This is a genomic window from Tenacibaculum litoreum (assembly GCF_964513915.1).
GTDB lineage: Bacteria > Bacteroidota > Bacteroidia > Flavobacteriales > Flavobacteriaceae > Polaribacter > Polaribacter litoreum.
In genome coordinates, this window is the sequence record NZ_CAZEQS010000001.1 from 82,465 (window position 1) to 99,257 (window position 16,793).

Consider the following 16,793-nt stretch of genomic DNA (forward strand, 5'->3'; position numbering starts at 1 on the left):
AACAAACAACAAATAAATGACTACAACTAGAGAAAACGGAAGTTTATATACGCATATTGAAAATAAGATTGCTACGGTTGAATTTGGACACCCAGCAAGCAATTCCTTTCCAAGTGTGTTATTAGAACGTTTAGCAAATGAATTTGATAAGCTCTCAACTAATAATGAAGTTTCAGTAATTGTACTAAAATCAGAAGGAGATCGTGCTTTTTGTGCTGGTGCTTCTTTTGATGAACTGGTAGCAATTGACAATTTAACAGATGGCAAAGCTTTTTTCTCAGGTTTTGCGAATGTAATTAATGCGATGCGTCGTTGTTCGAAACTAATCATAGGAAGAGTTCAAGGAAAAACTGTAGGTGGTGGAGTTGGATTAGCAGCTGCTTGTGATTGTGTGTTAGCTACAGAGCACGCTTCTATTAAACTTTCTGAATTTACAATAGGTATTGGTCCATTTGTAATTGCACCTGCTGTAGAACGTAAGATAAATGTAAGCGGGTTAGCAGAATTAACCCTAGATGCTACCAGTTGGAAAAATGCGTATTGGGCAAAAGAAAAAGGCTTGTATGCGCGTGTTTTTGAAACACAAAGTGAATTGGATAAAGAAGTAGAAATCTTATCAGAAAAACTAGCTTCTTATAATCCTGAAGCGTTAGCTGAAATGAAAAGAGCGTTGTGGGTTGGAACAGAACACTGGGAAGAACTGTTAATAGAAAGGGCAGAGACTTCTGGTAAATTAGTGTTGTCAGACTTTACCAAAAAGGCATTAGAAAAATTTAAGAAATAAGAATGTTTGTAATTCAAAATGAAAAAAGTTCCACAGCTTATAAGGCAGGATATGAAGTAGGACAATGGATAGCACATAATCCTATGTTAGCAGTATTTATAGGAGCTGTAGTTTCAGTAGGTTTTGTGTGGATTTTAACAAAAGTTGTAAAGCAAATTCGTACTTTTGGCGAATAAAACAAGTATTAAAATGGGAAATTCTTTCTTTGCTATTTTAGCAGCAGGTGTTGCAGTTATTTATTTTTTTAATAAATATAGAGCAAACAAAAGGTTTAAAAGAAAATAAGAGTCACTACAAAAAACGTAGAGAAGTAATCTTTTTTAAAGGTTATTTTATAGCTTCTTTAGATATAGATAATTTATGAGTAAGATTAGAATTACCAAACAGTTTACATTCGAAACTGGACATGCATTGTATGGTTATGACGGAAAGTGTAAAAATGTTCATGGGCATAGTTACAAGCTTTCGGTTACCGTAATTGGATCTCCAATTACAGATGCCTCTAATGTTAAGTATGGGATGGTGATTGATTTTGGAGACCTAAAGAAGATAGTAAAAGAAGAGATTGTTGATGTATTTGACCATGCTACAGTGTTTAACAAAAATACGCCTCATGTTGAGTTAGCACAGGAGTTAAAAGACCGTGGGCACCATGTGATTTTAGTTGATTACCAACCAACAAGTGAAATGATGGTGATTGATTTTGCTAAGAAAATACAAGATAGACTTCCAGAAAACATCAAGCTACACGGCATTAAGCTACAAGAAACGGATACTAGTTTTGCAGAGTGGTATGCTTCTGACAATTAATGTCTAAATGAGTTAGCGGAGTAAAACTTAATTATTTTCCGTTAAATTCATTCATGGTATTAGCTAAACCAGCGGTAATAAAAGAAGTAACTGCTTTTACTGAAAAAGGGATGCGCTCAATCATTGCACTTTCTTCTTCAGGAGACCATTCTCCTAATACATAATCAACTTGTCGTCCTTTAGAGTAGTCTGAACCAACTCCAAATCGAAAACGAGGGTAGGCACCAGTATTAAACTTATCTTGGATGTCTTTTAATCCGTTATGTCCACCAGAACTTCCTTTTCCTTTAATACGAATTTTTCCAAAATCAATGTTTAAGTCATCAGTAATAACCAGCAAGTTTTCAACTTGAATGTTTTCTTTTTGCATCCAGTATTTAACCGCTTTACCACTTAAATTCATATAAGTATTCGGCTTTAAAACGATTACTGTTTTACCTTTAATTTTGAGTTTGGCAATATCGCCTAGTTTTTCGGTCTCAAAAGAACTCTGATGTTCTTTTACGAAAGCATCTGCGATTTTAAAACCTATATTGTGACGTGTATTGTCATATTTTTCGCCAATATTACCTAAGCCTACAATTAAAAATTTCTTCATAGGGTTGTCTTCTTTCTCTGTTAATTGTTTTGTAGAAAAACCAAATAATCTTTTCAAAAAAGGTGTAAAAATCATACATCAAAAATAAAAAAAGCGCTACACATGGTAACGCTTTTGTATGATTATAGTTTTGCAGTCTATCCTTCTGCTTCAGTTGCAGCTTTAGCAGCGTTACGAGACATACGAACTTGAGCAACTACTGTGTTGTCTGGGTGTAAGAACGTATAGTTATCATTCTTTAATTCAGTAACATATAGTTTATTACCAATTTCTAACTCAGTAATATCAGCTTCGATATAATCTGGTAAGTTAGCTGGTAACGCTTTTACCTTTAATTTACGTAAGTTGTGGCGTAAAGCACCCCCTATCATAACACCTTTAGAAGATCCAACTAAACGAACAGGAATGTCCATAGTTACAGCTTTGTCTTCAAATAACTGGTAGAAATCTACGTGTAAAATGCTGTCACTTACTGGGTGGAACTGTATATCTTGTAATACAGCGTTATACGTTACACCATCCAATTCAATCGTAGCAGTAAATACGTCTGGAGTATATACTAATGGCTTGAACGATTTTTCGTCAGCTGAAAAGTGAACAGGTTTGTCTCCTCCGTATAAAACGCAAGGAACCTTTCCAGCATTACGTAAGGCTTTTGTTGCTTTTTTACCTACGCTTTCTCTTTGAGATCCTTTGATTGTAATTGATTTCATTACTTTTTTTATTAAATTTATTTACATTAAAAATTGATCGCTAATAGATGTATTGTCTTGAACTTTATGCATCACATCAGCGAATAAAGCGGCGCAAGATACAACTTTTATTTTAGAAATATTCTTTTTTAAAGGAATTGTATCTGAAACGATTAGCTCTGTTAATTGCGAGTTTTGAATTCTTTCGTAAGCATTACCAGAAAGAATTGGGTGTGTACAAATGGCGCGCACACTCTTGGCACCACGTTCCATCATTAAATCGGCTGCTTTTGTAAGTGTTCCTCCTGTATCAATCATATCATCAACAAGAATTACATTTTTACCTTCTACTTCACCAATTAGCTCCATATGTGCTATTACATTGGCTTTTTGACGCTGTTTATAGCAAATAACAACATCACTTTCTAGGTATTTAGAATAAGCATAAGCTCTTTTTGAGCCTCCCATATCTGGAGAAGCAATAGTTAGATTATCTAGACCTAAGCTTTTTACATAAGGTAAAAAGATGGTAGAAGCGAATAAATGATCTACCGGTTTTTCAAAGAAACCTTGAATTTGATCAGCATGTAAATCCATGGTCATAATTCTAGTTGCCCCAGCAGTCTCTAATAATTTAGCTACCAATTTAGCTCCAATTGCTACACGAGGTTTATCTTTTCTGTCTTGGCGAGCCCAACCAAAATAAGGCATTACAGCGGTAATATGTCTTGCTGATGCACGTTTAGCAGCATCACACATTAATAACATTTCCATTAAATTATCAGTAGAAGGAAAGGTTGACCCTACGATGAAAACTCTTCTTCCTCTGATTGATTCTTCGAAAGCAGGTTGGAATTCACCATCGCTAAAATGTGTAGTAATTACATTTCCTAGTTTGGTTCCGTAAGCATTGGCAATCTCCTCTGCTAGTTCAATACTTTGAGAACACGCAAAGATTTTTGGGCTTAATTGATTTGTAGCCATTTACAAAAAGATATTTTTAGTTAGTGTTGTTGTTGAGGCAAAAATAAAACTATTTTAAGAGTTTAAAGGATATTTTAAATGAAATATTTTATAGATTTGCACTCTCCAAAGCCAAAGTGGTGGAATTGGTAGACACGTCGGATTCAAAATCCGATGCTCGCAAGGGCGTGTGGGTTCGAGTCCCACCTTTGGTACAAAAGCACACTATCTTTTTAAAAAGATAGTGTGCTTTTTTTATGCGCCTAATTTAAAAGGAGAGAATTACTACTTGCTCAAAAATAAATCTAAATTACATTAATATAAATTATTTCTATTTAAAATTTAAAAAACATAATTATTTCAAATATAGATTTGCTAAAAATCAATTAATAATTTAAAAATGAAAAAAATAATTTTAAGTGTAGCAGTAGCTTCATTACTTTTTTCTTGTGGTGGAAAAGAAAACCATGAAGGAGAAAAAGAAAAGGGAGGGTGTCCTTTTGGTTTTGATAAGGAGCATAAAAAAGAACAACTAAAAGAAACTAAATCAAACAAAGATTGGTGGCCTAATAAGTTAGATTTAGATGTACTTGCTCAAAATTCGGAATTGTCTAACCCAATGGGAGAAGAATTTAATTATGCTGAAGAGTTTAATAAGTTAGATTATGCTGCGTTAAAAGCAGACCTCACAAAATTAATGACAGAATCCCAAGATTGGTGGCCCGCTGATTATGGACATTATGGACCTTTGTTTATTCGTATGGCATGGCATAGTGCAGGAACATATCGTACAGGAGATGGTAGAGGAGGAACCCGAATGGGAATTCAGCGTTTTGCTCCACAAAATAGTTGGCCAGATAACGCTAATCTAGATAAAGCTAGAAGATTGTTATGGCCTATTAAACAAAAGTATGGGAAGAAAATTTCTTGGGCTGATTTGATGATTTTAACAGGAAATGTAGCTATAGAGTCTATGGGATTAAAAACCATAGGATTTGCAGGAGGTAGAGAAGATGTTTGGGTACCACAAGAGGATGTGTATTGGGGATCCGAATCAGGTTGGTTAGAAAGCAGAAGGTTGAATGAGGAAGGAGAGCTAGATTTAGAAGTAGAAAATCCTTTAGCAGCTGTACAAATGGGGTTGATTTATGTAAACCCTGAAGGTCCAAACGGAAACCCAGATCCAGTAGCATCAGCAAAAAATATACGTATTTCTTTTGGTAGAATGGGAATGAATGATGAAGAAACAGTGGCATTAATAGCAGGAGGGCATACCTTCGGAAAAACTCATGGAGCAGGACCAGCTGATAACGTAGGGCCTTCACCAGAGGCTGCTGGCATTGAAGAACAAGGATTAGGATGGAAAAGTAGCTACAAGTCAGGTAAAGGGAAAGACGCTATTACTTCTGGATTAGAAGTTATTTGGACGCCTACGCCTACTCGTTGGAGTCATGCTTTTTTAAATACGTTATTTGATAATGAATGGGAACTAACCAAGAGTCCAGCAGGAGCACATCAATGGGCAGCCAAAAATGTTGGAGAGGTTTTTCCTGATGCCTTTGATAAAAATAAAAGGCATAGACCTACGATGTTAACTTCAGATTTAGCTTTAAAGTTTGATCCTGAATACAAGAAAGTTTGTGAGAAGTTTTTAGAAGATCCATTATCTTTTGATAAAGCTTTTGCTCGTGCATGGTTTAAACTAACTCACAGAGATATGGGGCCTAAAACAACATATTTAGGGTCGGATATTCCACAAGAAGAATTTATTTGGCAAGACCCTATTCCTATACGTACTCATAAGTTGATAACTGAGGCAGATATCAATTCCCTTAAAAAGGAAATTTTAAAGTCAGGGATTCCTCATAATCAATTAATAGAAACAGCTTGGGCTTCAGCGTCTTCTTATAGAGGTTCTGATAGAAGAGGAGGAGCAAATGGAGCACGTATTCGTTTAGAGCCACAAGTTAATTGGGAAAGTAATAATCCAGCTCAATTGAAAAAGGTATTGGCAGTTTATGAAAAAATTCAACATAAATTCAATGAATTGTCAAAGGAGAAAAAAGTTTCTATGGCTGATCTAATTGTTTTAGGAGGATCCGCAGCAGTAGAAAAAGCAGTAGAAAAAGCAGGATTTTCAATAAAAGTTCCTTTTAATCCTGGTAGAATGGACGCTACGCAAGAACAAACAGATGTAAAATCTTTTGCTGTTTTAGAGCCAATGGCTGATGGTTTTAGAAACTATCAAAAAAAGAAATACACACTTAAATCAGAAGAATTGTTAGTAGATAAGGCACAATTACTAACCTTAACAGCTCCAGAAATGACAGTGTTAGTTGGTGGTATGCGAGCTTTAAATGCAAATTATGATAATTCAAAAAAAGGAGTTTTTACAACCCAACCAGGAGTGTTGACAAACGATTTCTTTGTAAATCTGTTGGATATGAATACTTATTGGAAGGCTGTATCTGAAGATCAATTAATTTTTGAAGGAAAAGATAGAGTTACAAATGAGGTAAAATGGACAGCAACCAGAGCAGATTTAATTTTTGGATCTAATTCCGAACTAAGAGCATTGGTTGAGGTATATGCGAGTGATGATGCTAAAGAAAAGTTTGTAAAAGATTTTATTGCTGCTTGGGTTAAGGTGATGAACCTAGATAGGTTTGATTTGAAATCTTAAACAATATTGGCAAGAAAGAAATATATAAACCTATACCAAGATGTTCTTGGTATAGGTTTTCTTATTAAATCAAATTTTGTTGATAGCTTTTAAGAATTAACCTTTTTTGTAGCTTCTTTATAATCTTCTGGAGTGTTAATGTTTCTAATTAAATTATCATCAACTTCAATAATCTCAACATCAGAATTAATTAACATTTTACGAGGACAAGAATAACCTTGCGATAAATAGGCTAATAATTTTCCGTAAGCTTTTGGTTCGTAAATTGTAATTAAAGGTTCAGGAAATTCTTTGTTTTTCCCTTTTACAGTAGTTGCTATTTTAGACGGATTTCTCTTTTGTAATAACAATTGAATAAGCTCATTATTTACAAACGGAACATCTGTAGCTATAACAAACCATGCTGAGTTTGGGTCTTTTTGAAAAGCAGAGCAAATACCTCCAAAAGGTCCCAAGTTTAAGAACGTATCATGAATTTCATTCTCTTTTTCTGAGGAGGCTTGAACAGAATAAAAAGTTTTTAAAGAACAGCTTTCTAACAACTCTTTTACATGTTCTTTTTGAGGTTTTTTATAGTACACTAACTCCGATTTGTCACGTCCCATTCGAGTACTTTTTCCGCCTATTAAAACCAATCCTTTTACGGGAGCAATATTTTCTTTAATGAGATTATATATATGATTAGATATTTTGTCAACCTCATTAATTGTATATGAGGTAATATTTTTGATGTTTGGAAAACGTTCTAGTAAACAATCAAAATACCTTGAGTCTTCATTCAACTTAATTATAAACTGGATGTTTGTTAATTGGTCTAACCTTTTTTTTACAGAAGCTTCTTTTTCGTCATCTAAAATCAAAATTTGTTTCGCTCCTTGGTAATGATTTCCATTAATAAAGACAAAATCGTAATTGTAAAACTGTAAACGTTGTTCGTATTTGTTTACAGGAGATGAAGTGTTTATTTGTAAATTTCCTTCATGATGAAAGGTATATTCAGCTAACGTATTTTGCTCGACATCTTTAGCATGTGAAGCATCAAAATACCCTAAGTTATAGTTCGATAATCTTTTTGAAACTTTATGAACTAAATCAGCAATAACTCCGCATTTGGTTCCTAAAATAGCTACTTCATTAGGCGCAAAATTATCATTATACTTCTTAACTAGATTTGTATGTTTAGTATGTTTTTTATCCATTTTTAATATCCGATTTACCACCAGTTTTCTCTACCAATTTCACTTCTTGAATCACCATTTTTTGACTGATAGCTTTACACATATCGTAAATGGTTAAACAAGTTGCTGAAGCACCTGTAAGCGCTTCCATTTCTACTCCTGTTTTTCCTTCAATGGTCACTTTACAAAAAACCTCTACATGCTCATCGTCTACAATATTGATGTCAATATCCACTCCGTTGATTAACAAAGGATGACACATTGGGATGATATCTGAAGTTTTTTTTACTGCTTGAATTCCAGCAATGATAGCTGTTTGAAAAACTGGTCCTTTTTTAGTAATGAGTTCATCGTTGGTAAAATGACTCACAATTTCTGAACCTAAAAACATAGTTGCTTTGGCAATAGCGGTACGTTTCGTGATTTTTTTATCAGAAACATTTACCATTTTAGGTTGGTTTTGTTCGTTTATGTGGGAAAAGTTGCTCATTTATTCTTTTGCTTAAAACCTTTAAAAATTATTATAATAGCTAATAGACTTAAGATAGTACCAGATGTGAAATTGTTGTTTTTTTCAATCTCATCTAAAAAAATAAAACGACTTAGTTGCTTATTGCTTAACATTATAATTTCTTCATTTTTGGAAACACTATTACAGTAATAAGCTTTAGTTCTTTTTGTAAATGTTTTTTTATTGAATTCAAATTTTAAAAAATAATTATTATTTGTCGTTTTATAACAATCAATTACTTTAACTTTTACTTTGTTGCTTTCTTGAGCTATTTGTTTTTCTTTTAGTCCGTTATTTATAATTAAAAGGCCGATTATAAGTATTAAGGTTCCTCCGGTTATTAAGCCACGGTCATGCAAAAAACTAAAAAACCTATTCATATTTTATCTGAATTTAATAATCGGAAAGACACTTCCTTTTTTAAATGCTACTTCTTCGGTTTTCGGGAACTCGATAAAACCATCTGCTTCTACTAAGCTAGCCAAATCTCCTGAGCCATTTCCTTGTATTGGAGTTGCATATACTTGTCCGTTTTCAGAAGTTAATTTTACTTGTAAAAAACAGCTTAGATTAGGTTTAAAAGTAATGTCTTTTACTAAAATTGCTGTTTTTTCTTCGGAAGAAACTGCAACAGATTTATAATACCAAGGGTAAAAATAGACCAAACAATTTACAAAGGTTGAAACTGGATTTCCAGGGAATGCAAACACATTGCAATTATTTGTAAAACCTGCCCAAAACGGTTTTCCAGGTCTTTGTGAAACTCTATGAAATAACTTTTTAACACCCAGTTCATCTAAAACCTCGGGTAAAAAATCAAACTTTCCTTTGCTTACAGCACCGCTGAATAAGAGTGTATCGTATTCTTTTAAGTAAGATTCAATTTTTTCTTTTAAAACTGATTTTTCATCAGCAATGTGGGTTGTTTCTGCTTGGATTTTTAAATCGTTCAATAAGGAAACTAACGTGTATACATTACTTCTACGAATTTGGTGGTCTAACGGATTTTCATTTACATCAACCAATTCATCACCTGTAGAAACAATCATTACTTTTGGTTGTTTAGCTACTTTTACAGTGGCTTTACCTACAGTAGCTAATACGCCTATTTCAGCAGCGGAAATAATAGTATTCTTTTTTATTAGAATTGTACCTTCACTTTTATCAGAACCCTGTATGTGTATGTTTTGTCCTTCTTTAATTTCATCAATAGTAATAGTGGCTACTAGTGTGTTAATATCCACATCTTCATAGCGAATTACTGTATCAGTATTGTTGGGTAATACAGCCCCCGTCATAACCTCATAACAGTTGGCGGCATTATCTAGTGTTTGTTGCGGACTTCCAGCAGCTTGGATTCCTTCAATTTTAAAATCGCGAATACCGTGCTCAAAAAAACGATGATTGATAGCAATACCATCCATTGCAACTCGGTTGAATGGAGGAAAATCTCTATCAGCAACAATGTCTTCCTTTAAAACTCTTCCGACAGCTTGTAAAAATGGAATTTCTTCAATTCCGAAATCTTGTGTGTTTTCTAAAATTATATGTTTGGCTTCTTCTACTGTTATCATATGTTAAAGTGTAACTGTTAAAAAGTTTAATTGTTACATTTTCAAATTATCTAATTGATACATTGAAATTATCCTCCAATGGTACTCATACTTTCAGTTACATTACCTTTTCTATTTGCTTCAGCCACAAAACCATTTTCAGGTTTTTCTTTTATCAATGATAAAAACAAGGCTTTTAAGTCTTCATTGCTTGCACCGTTTCTAATAAAGTCACGTAGGTTGAAAACGCCATCATCAAACAGGCAGTTTTTAAAAGTTCCTGTTGAGGTAATCCTAATTCGGTTACAATCATTACAGATAGTACGAGTGAATGCAGGTATTATCCCTATAGTTCCCTTATGATTCTCTATAGAAAAGTTTCTAGAAGTAGATGATTTTTTTGAGGGAAGTTCAGTAACAGTAAACTTAGATTGTATCTTATCTAAGATTTTGTTATAGTTCCAAACCTCTTCTGCATTTCGTTGTCCTTTTCCATTAAAAGGCATTTCTTCAATAAAACGAACTGCAATATTTTTATCTTTAGTAAGCTGTACAAAATCATTAATTTCATCAGTGTTAAAACCAGATTGTACTACTACATTCAATTTTAAATTCAACGAACTTTTTTCTAATAACTCAAATGTTTTATATACTTCAGGAAAAATATCTCTACGGGTAATTTTAGCAAACTTTTCAGAGTGTAAACTATCAATGCTTAAATTGATATTCTTTACCTTTTTAAGTTTTTCTATCGTTTTGATGTGTTTAGAAATAAGCGCTCCGTTGGTCGTGATATTGATATCATCTAACAAATCATTATAAGATAGCATTTCTAAAAAAGAGACAAAATCTTTTCTAACAAAAGGTTCTCCTCCTGTTAAACGAACTTTGTTTACACCTAATTCAGTAAGTACTCTAATTATACGGTACATTTCTTTATAGGTAAGTAGCTCTTTTCTTGGTACAATATCAATTCCTTGAGCGGGCATGCAATATTGACAACGTAAGTTACAACGGTCGGTTACAGCTAATCGAACGTAGCTAATTTGTCTTCCAAAATTATCTATGAGTGTGCTCATAGCGTAAAGGTACGGATTAATCAATCAATTTTTCCTGTCATTTGTCATGGTTTTGTTGAAAGATAATACAGGCTTTCTTAAAACGAAAGGTTACACAATTTCCATTTTTTTAAGAAGAAAAGAAGCATTCATGTTTTTACAAGTTCCAGATTTTATCGTGTAATCGAAAAACAATTCATTATTCACAATTTCAGCATCAAAATAATAATTCAGTATTTGAGGATACTCATTAGCCAGTTCACACAAACTTACATCGTGAGTAGCTATAATTCCAGTAGATTTTGAATGTGTAAGTTTTTCAACAAATTTTCTAGAGCCTGATGCTTTGTCTTTACTGTTTGTCCCTTTTAAAATTTCATCAAGAATAATAAAATAGCGATCGGTTTCAATAGTATCAACAATAAACTTTAACCGTTTTAGTTCCGAATAAAAATAAGATTCATCTTTGGTTAATGAGTCGGATGTACGCATACTGGTAATTAATTTTACTGGAGTGTATTGATAATTATTTGCACATACAGGTAGCCCGCAGTTAGCCATGACTATGGATAGGGAAACGGTGCGTAAAAATGTGCTTTTTCCTGCCATGTTAGCACCAGTTATAATAAAAAAATGTCCTTTAGAAATTGTAAAATCATTATCAACTCTTTTTGAAGACCTCAAAATAGGATGCCCAAGGTTTTGAGTAATAATACCGTTGTTTTCTTTTTGAAGAGTGGGGAAAGTAAAAGTAGGATGATTAAAAACGAAGTTGGCAAAAGAGTTATAAGCATCGAAAAAATTTACAACGTTAAACCATTCATCGGTAGTTTCTTTATAGGAAAGAATCCATTTTTCTACTCTTATTGCATGAGTAATATCCCATAAAAACAAGCCATTTCCAATAATAGCAATAACAATATTATTACGTTGATCGAAAGTGTCTAAAATTTTAGAAAACTCTTTAAAAATAACAGATGCTTTTTTTGTATCGGTAGCAATTTTTTGTTGTTTTTCTTTTAGAAAAGTAGAAGTAAAAGTTTCCTTTTCTATTTGTTCTAGAAGTAAATAATACTGTTTGAAAGTATCTTTAGCCTTACTTGATGAGGTGTAGATATGTTGTGTTCTTTTAATATGGAATACCGAGATTGTTAAACCGATAAAAAACCAAGTTAAAACAACTGAAAAAGGAATAACGCTAAAAACAAATAAGGTTATTAAAATTATTGAAATGGTTGAAAAAAATAAAGAAACCCATTTTAAAGCAGTTGCTAATTTTGATTCATAATTGATTAACCATTTTGTAATCACTGAGGATTCTTGAGTGGTTGACGAAACTAAATGTGCTAGTGAAGTAAAATGTTGTCGCCAATGAATCTTTTCAGATAATTCTTTAAGTGCTTTTTGTTTTTCTTCAATAAAATTAATTGAATTACTTGTTAATAAGGAAGCTAATAGTTTTTTACCATTGGTTGTTGCAGTTCTATTGATATATTGAAAAAAAGAACCATTTCCGAACAAATCAATATCATTACTATAATAGTGCGTGGAATTTGTAAATTCTGTTCCTTCAGGAAGTGATTCAAAATGACCATTAAGAACATCAATTTCTAGTTGGTTGTTGTCTTTTTTAAGCTGAAGAATAGTACGTTTCTCTTTTACGTGCTGATGCTGTATAACTAAAACAGCAAAGAGTAAAACACCAATAAAACCAATTATAAAAGGTGTGTAGGTTTGATAGAAGGTTAAGTAAACTCCAAAAGAAAAACCTATAAAAACAAATAGCCTGAGTATTCTTATAAAGGTTATTTTACTATTTGTTTTTGAAAGTTGAACAGCTAAATCTTTCAGCTCTTTATTATAAAAATCTAGTGGTTGTTGCATTTTTAATTGAAAAGGATAAATGTACAGTATTACAACAAATATCTTTTAATAAAATCGTATTTTCGTTGTATGCCAACATCACTCGAACTTCAAATAAAAACACTACCAAATTCGCCAGGAGTTTATCAATATTTTGATAAAAATGATACGATTATTTATGTTGGAAAAGCTAAGAATTTAAAGAAACGAGTTTCGTCTTATTTTACTAAGAATCACGAGAATGGCAAAACACGAGTTTTAGTAAAAAAAATTGTTCGAATAGAACATGTGGTGGTTGATACAGAAACAGATGCATTACTTCTTGAAAATAATCTTATAAAAAAATACAAACCACGATATAATGTCTTGTTAAAAGATGATAAAACATATCCATGGATTTGTATTAAAAAAGAGCGATTTCCGCGTATATTTTCTACAAGAAGAGTTGTTAAAGATGGATCGGAGTATTTTGGGCCATACACCAATGTGCGAACGGTACACGCGTTGTTGGATTTAATTAAAGAGTTATACCCGCTACGTACTTGTAATTATGATTTGAGTCAAGAAAAGATTGATGCTGATAAGTATAAAGTTTGCTTAGAATATCATTTAGGTAATTGCAAAGGACCTTGTGAAGGATATCAAACAGAGGAGAGTTATTTAGAGGATATCAGAGCAATTAGAAACATCATTAAAGGGAATTTTAAAGAGAGTTTACAACAGTTTGAAAAAATAATGCTTGACTTTGCTGCTGACATGCGATTTGAAGAGGCACAAAAAATCAAAGAAAAGTTAGCATCTTTACAAAACTATCAAGCAAAATCAACAATAGTGAACCCATCAATTAATAATGTAGATGTGTTTTCTATTATTTCTGATGAATCGCATGGTTATGCAAACTTTTTCAAGATAATGAATGGTTCAATCGTGCAATCGTATACCACAGAGATTAAGAAAAAACTAGAAGAAACTGATAAGGAACTTCTTGAGTTATTTATTGTTGAAACTCGTCAGCGCTTTAATTCTTTATCACGAGAAATTTTTGTTCCGTTTAAGGTGAATGTGGGAAAAGATATCAAAGTCACGATACCAAAACTAGGAGACAAAAAGCGTATTGTAGAATTATCTGAACGAAATGCAAAGTTTTACCGTCAAGAACAGTTTAAGCAAATAAAGATTGTTGATCCTGATCGTCATGTAAAAAGAATCATGGCACAGATGCAAAAGGATTTACGATTAGGAAAAGAACCGCGACATATTGAATGTTTTGATAACTCGAACATACAAGGAACAAACCCTGTTGCTGCATGTGTAGTTTTTAAAGATGGAAAACCGAGTAAAAAAGACTATCGTCATTTTAATATCAAAACAGTTGAGGGACCCGATGACTTTGCTTCAATGGAAGAAGTTGTGTACAGGAGATATAAGCGATTATTAGATGAAGAACAGCCTTTACCACAGTTAATAGTGATTGATGGAGGTAAAGGACAGTTATCTTCCGCTTTAAAGAGTCTAGACGCTTTAGGTTTAAGAGGGAAAATAGCCATTATTGGTATTGCAAAAAGATTGGAGGAGATTTTTTACCCTGGAGACCCAGTTCCGTTATATTTAGATAAAAAATCAGAGACACTTAAAATTATCCAATATTTACGTAATGAAGCACACCGTTTTGGAATTACTTTTCATAGAAACAAACGAAGCAAAAGTGCTATACAATCAGAATTAGAACAAATTCCTGATATAGGTAAGCAAACTATTACTAATTTATTACGCAAGTTTAAGTCAGCAAAAAGAGTTAAGGAAGCTACTTTTGATGAGTTAAAAGAAGTAGTAGGCAATGCCAGAGCTCAAAAAATATACAAACATTATCAAAAAAAAGAAGAATGAAAAAGTTGCTAATTTTAATATTACTACCAGCACTCATGTTGGCACAAGATCAACCTAAGGTAGGTTTGGTGCTTAGTGGTGGTGGAGCAAAAGGAATTGCCCATATAGGCATCTTAAAAGAGATTGAAAAAGCTGGGGTTCAGATAGATTATATTGGAGGTACAAGTATGGGAGCCATTGTTGGTGGACTGTATGCTTCTGGATATACAGCAGATCAAATTGAAGAGACTGTTCTTAAAACAGACTTTATGGATTTACTACAGGATAAGGTTTCTAGAAGAGAAAAGCCCTTCTTTAGTAAAGCCCATGGAGAGAAATATGCTATTTCTTTACCCATAAAAAAAGGAAACTTAGGATTGCCTTTAGGTTTATCAAAAGGACAAAATGTACTTAATTTTCTAACAGAACTATTAGCTCCTGTTGATGAAATCACTGACTTCTCAAAACTTCCAATTCCTTTTTATTGTATAGGAACAAATATAGAAACAGGAGAAGAAGAGGTTTTAGAAAGCGGATCATTACCATTAGCTTTGAGAGCTAGTGCAGCGTTTCCTTCGCTCTTAAACCCAGTGGACATTGATGGGAAATTATTGGTTGATGGAGGAGTTGTAAACAATTTCCCTGTAGATGTAATGAAAAAGAAAGGAGTAGATATTGTTATAGGTGTGAGTGTGCAAGGAGAGTTGTTAAAAAGAGAAGAGCTAGTATCAATAGCATCACTTTTGTTGCAAATTATTAACTTTCAAATGTATAAAAAGTCCGATGAACAGGTTGAGTTATTGGATGTTTATATAAGGCCAAATGTAATTGATTATAGTGTGATATCTTTTGATGTAAAGAATGAGATTTTAGAGGAAGGTGAAAAAATAGCAAAAACATACAGGGTAGTTTTTGATAGTATAGCAAAAATGCAACCTGTTAAAAAACAAATCCCTAAAATTGAGCCTAAAGAAAAGAGGTTTTTGGTTGATAGAATTATTATAAAAGGAAATAAAAATTACACAAATAACTATATCTTAGGAAAACTACAATTAAGAGAAGGGGATAGTGTTTCTTATAAAGAGGTTTCTAAAAAAATTAACACATTAACAGCGTCAAAAAACTTTAAAAGAATTGACTATCACTTTGAAAAATCTTTTCAAGGGAAAAAACTAGAATTAACTGTTAAAGAAGAAAAAATACAATCGTATTTACGACTTGGGCTACATTATGATTTGTTGTATAAATCGGCAGTATTACTAAACTACAATCATAAAAAAATGCTTTTTCAAAACGATGAGTTTTCTTTAGATGTTGGTGTAGGAGACAAAATTAGATATAACGTAGAGTACTTTATAGATAATGGTTTATTACCAAGTTATGGTTTCAGGACAAGGTATAATGTGTTTAATAGTGATTTTATATATGATACGGGTCTTATAAATGGAAAATATAGAGACTTTTCTACTGCACTATATCTGCAAACAACATTTGATAAAAAATTTGCGATAGGTATAGGAGCTGAGCATAAAAATATTAATGCAAGTACAAAAAATATTTCCACCGAAGGAAAAGAAGACTTTTTTGATAATAGTAACTACGTAAACACTTTTGCTTTTTTAAAATTAGATACTTATAACAAAGAAATGTTCCCTAAAAAAGGCTTCTATGCAGACATAGGATTTAAATGGTTCTTATGGTCTGATAGAAATAGCAGGTTAGATGAATTAATAGAAAACAGCGAGCCTTTTCACCAGTTTTCTCAATTAGGAGGAACGTTAGGGTTTGCAACCACTTTTTATGATAAACTGACATTTCAGTATACTTCACAAGCAGGATATACATTAGGGAAAAAAACATTTGAAATATTTGATTATCATCTAGGAGGTTATAATCAAAACTATATTAATAATTTCATTCCAATGTATGGGTATGATACAGGTGGGTTAAATAATCAGTCTTATTTAAGATCTGAGTTTAATTTACGTTATGAAGTTTATAAAAAGCATTATGCAATGTTTATAGCTAACTACGCACGTGTAGAAGAGGATGTATTTGAGGACGGAGATTTATTTAAAGACACTAAATCTGGGTATGCTGTTGGATATAGTGTAGAGACTTTTTTAGGGCCTATAGAGTTAAAATATTCATGGTCGCCAGATCATTCAGACCACTATTGGTTATTTAACCTTGGTTTTTGGTTTTAGAGATAAAAAAATCCCGTATCATTTGAT

The 16,793-nt window shown here is 32.6% G+C and carries 15 protein-coding genes and 1 tRNA gene; 7 read left to right on the forward strand and 9 right to left on the reverse strand.

What is annotated here, in order from left to right; all coding sequences use genetic code 11:
• Nucleotides 1-16: 16 nt before the first annotated feature.
• The 3 genes from ACKTTR_RS00320 to ACKTTR_RS00330 all read left to right on the forward strand — a co-directional run bounded on the left by ACKTTR_RS00320 (nucleotide 17) and on the right by ACKTTR_RS00330 (nucleotide 1,594).
• Nucleotides 17-784: an enoyl-CoA hydratase/isomerase family protein gene (locus ACKTTR_RS00320; protein WP_408025988.1), complete on the forward strand. Its 768-nt coding sequence runs from the start codon at nucleotides 17-19 to the stop codon at nucleotides 782-784.
• A gap of 2 nt (nucleotides 785-786) precedes the next feature.
• Complete coding sequence (locus ACKTTR_RS00325) at nucleotides 787-960, forward strand: hypothetical protein (RefSeq protein WP_408025989.1); 174 nt, start codon at nucleotides 787-789, stop codon at nucleotides 958-960.
• A 184-nt stretch (nucleotides 961-1,144) separates the two neighbouring features.
• Nucleotides 1,145-1,594: a 6-pyruvoyl trahydropterin synthase family protein gene (locus tag ACKTTR_RS00330; protein WP_408025990.1), complete on the forward strand. Its 450-nt coding sequence runs from the start codon at nucleotides 1,145-1,147 to the stop codon at nucleotides 1,592-1,594.
• Nucleotides 1,595-1,625: 31 nt separating this feature from the next.
• On the opposite strand, the gene pth is transcribed toward ACKTTR_RS00330, so the two are convergent.
• The 3 genes from pth to ACKTTR_RS00345 form a co-directional block, all read right to left on the reverse strand.
• Entirely contained in the window at nucleotides 1,626-2,192 is a 567-nt protein-coding gene (gene pth / locus ACKTTR_RS00335; RefSeq protein ID WP_408026135.1) for an aminoacyl-tRNA hydrolase, read from the reverse strand.
• 137 nt (nucleotides 2,193-2,329) lie between these two features.
• Nucleotides 2,330-2,905 (reverse strand): 50S ribosomal protein L25/general stress protein Ctc, encoded by a 576-nt coding sequence (locus ACKTTR_RS00340; RefSeq protein WP_408025991.1) that lies wholly within the window; start codon nucleotides 2,903-2,905, stop codon nucleotides 2,330-2,332.
• 21 nt (nucleotides 2,906-2,926) lie between these two features.
• Entirely contained in the window at nucleotides 2,927-3,868 is a 942-nt protein-coding gene (locus tag ACKTTR_RS00345) for a ribose-phosphate pyrophosphokinase (protein WP_408025992.1), read from the reverse strand.
• A gap of 110 nt (nucleotides 3,869-3,978) precedes the next feature.
• Between ACKTTR_RS00345 and ACKTTR_RS00350 the strand changes: the two genes are divergently transcribed.
• A tRNA-Leu gene (locus tag ACKTTR_RS00350) sits at nucleotides 3,979-4,062 on the forward strand.
• 185 nt (nucleotides 4,063-4,247) lie between these two features.
• Nucleotides 4,248-6,530 carry a catalase/peroxidase HPI gene (katG, locus tag ACKTTR_RS00355; protein WP_408025993.1) on the forward strand — a complete coding sequence of 761 codons (2,283 nt, stop codon included), beginning with the start codon at nucleotides 4,248-4,250 and terminating at the stop codon, nucleotides 6,528-6,530.
• Between the two features lie 89 nt (nucleotides 6,531-6,619).
• Here katG and ACKTTR_RS00360 read toward each other — a convergent pair whose 3' ends face one another.
• The 6 genes from ACKTTR_RS00360 to ACKTTR_RS00385 all read right to left on the reverse strand — a co-directional run bounded on the left by ACKTTR_RS00360 (nucleotide 6,620) and on the right by ACKTTR_RS00385 (nucleotide 12,714).
• Nucleotides 6,620-7,729, reverse strand: coding sequence for an NTP transferase domain-containing protein (locus ACKTTR_RS00360; RefSeq protein ID WP_408025994.1), 1,110 nt, complete (start codon nucleotides 7,727-7,729; stop codon nucleotides 6,620-6,622).
• On the reverse strand, nucleotides 7,722-8,198 hold the full coding sequence (gene moaC / locus ACKTTR_RS00365) for a cyclic pyranopterin monophosphate synthase MoaC (RefSeq protein ID WP_273695000.1): 477 nt from the start codon (nucleotides 8,196-8,198) through the stop codon (nucleotides 7,722-7,724). Before moaC ends, ACKTTR_RS00360 begins: the two co-directional genes overlap by 8 nt.
• Entirely contained in the window at nucleotides 8,195-8,599 is a 405-nt protein-coding gene (locus ACKTTR_RS00370; protein ID WP_408025995.1) for a hypothetical protein, read from the reverse strand. Before ACKTTR_RS00370 ends, moaC begins: the two co-directional genes overlap by 4 nt.
• 3 nt (nucleotides 8,600-8,602) lie before the next feature.
• The gene (locus ACKTTR_RS00375; RefSeq protein WP_408025996.1) at nucleotides 8,603-9,793 is read right to left on the reverse strand and encodes a molybdopterin molybdotransferase MoeA; all 1,191 of its coding nucleotides are present in this window, start codon (nucleotides 9,791-9,793) and stop codon (nucleotides 8,603-8,605) included.
• 68 nt (nucleotides 9,794-9,861) lie between these two features.
• On the reverse strand, nucleotides 9,862-10,851 hold the full coding sequence (gene moaA, locus ACKTTR_RS00380) for a GTP 3',8-cyclase MoaA (RefSeq protein ID WP_408025997.1): 990 nt from the start codon (nucleotides 10,849-10,851) through the stop codon (nucleotides 9,862-9,864).
• Between the two features lie 90 nt (nucleotides 10,852-10,941).
• On the reverse strand, nucleotides 10,942-12,714 hold the full coding sequence (locus ACKTTR_RS00385) for a MutS-related protein (protein ID WP_408025998.1): 1,773 nt from the start codon (nucleotides 12,712-12,714) through the stop codon (nucleotides 10,942-10,944).
• Nucleotides 12,715-12,783: 69 nt separating this feature from the next.
• On the opposite strand from ACKTTR_RS00385, the gene uvrC reads away from it, so the two are divergent.
• Complete coding sequence (uvrC, locus tag ACKTTR_RS00390) at nucleotides 12,784-14,580, forward strand: excinuclease ABC subunit UvrC (RefSeq protein WP_408025999.1); 1,797 nt, start codon at nucleotides 12,784-12,786, stop codon at nucleotides 14,578-14,580.
• A complete protein-coding gene (locus tag ACKTTR_RS00395; protein ID WP_408026000.1) occupies nucleotides 14,577-16,766 on the forward strand; it encodes a patatin-like phospholipase family protein in 2,190 nt (729 codons plus the stop codon). Before uvrC ends, ACKTTR_RS00395 begins: the two co-directional genes overlap by 4 nt.
• Nucleotides 16,767-16,793: the final 27 nt, after the last annotated feature.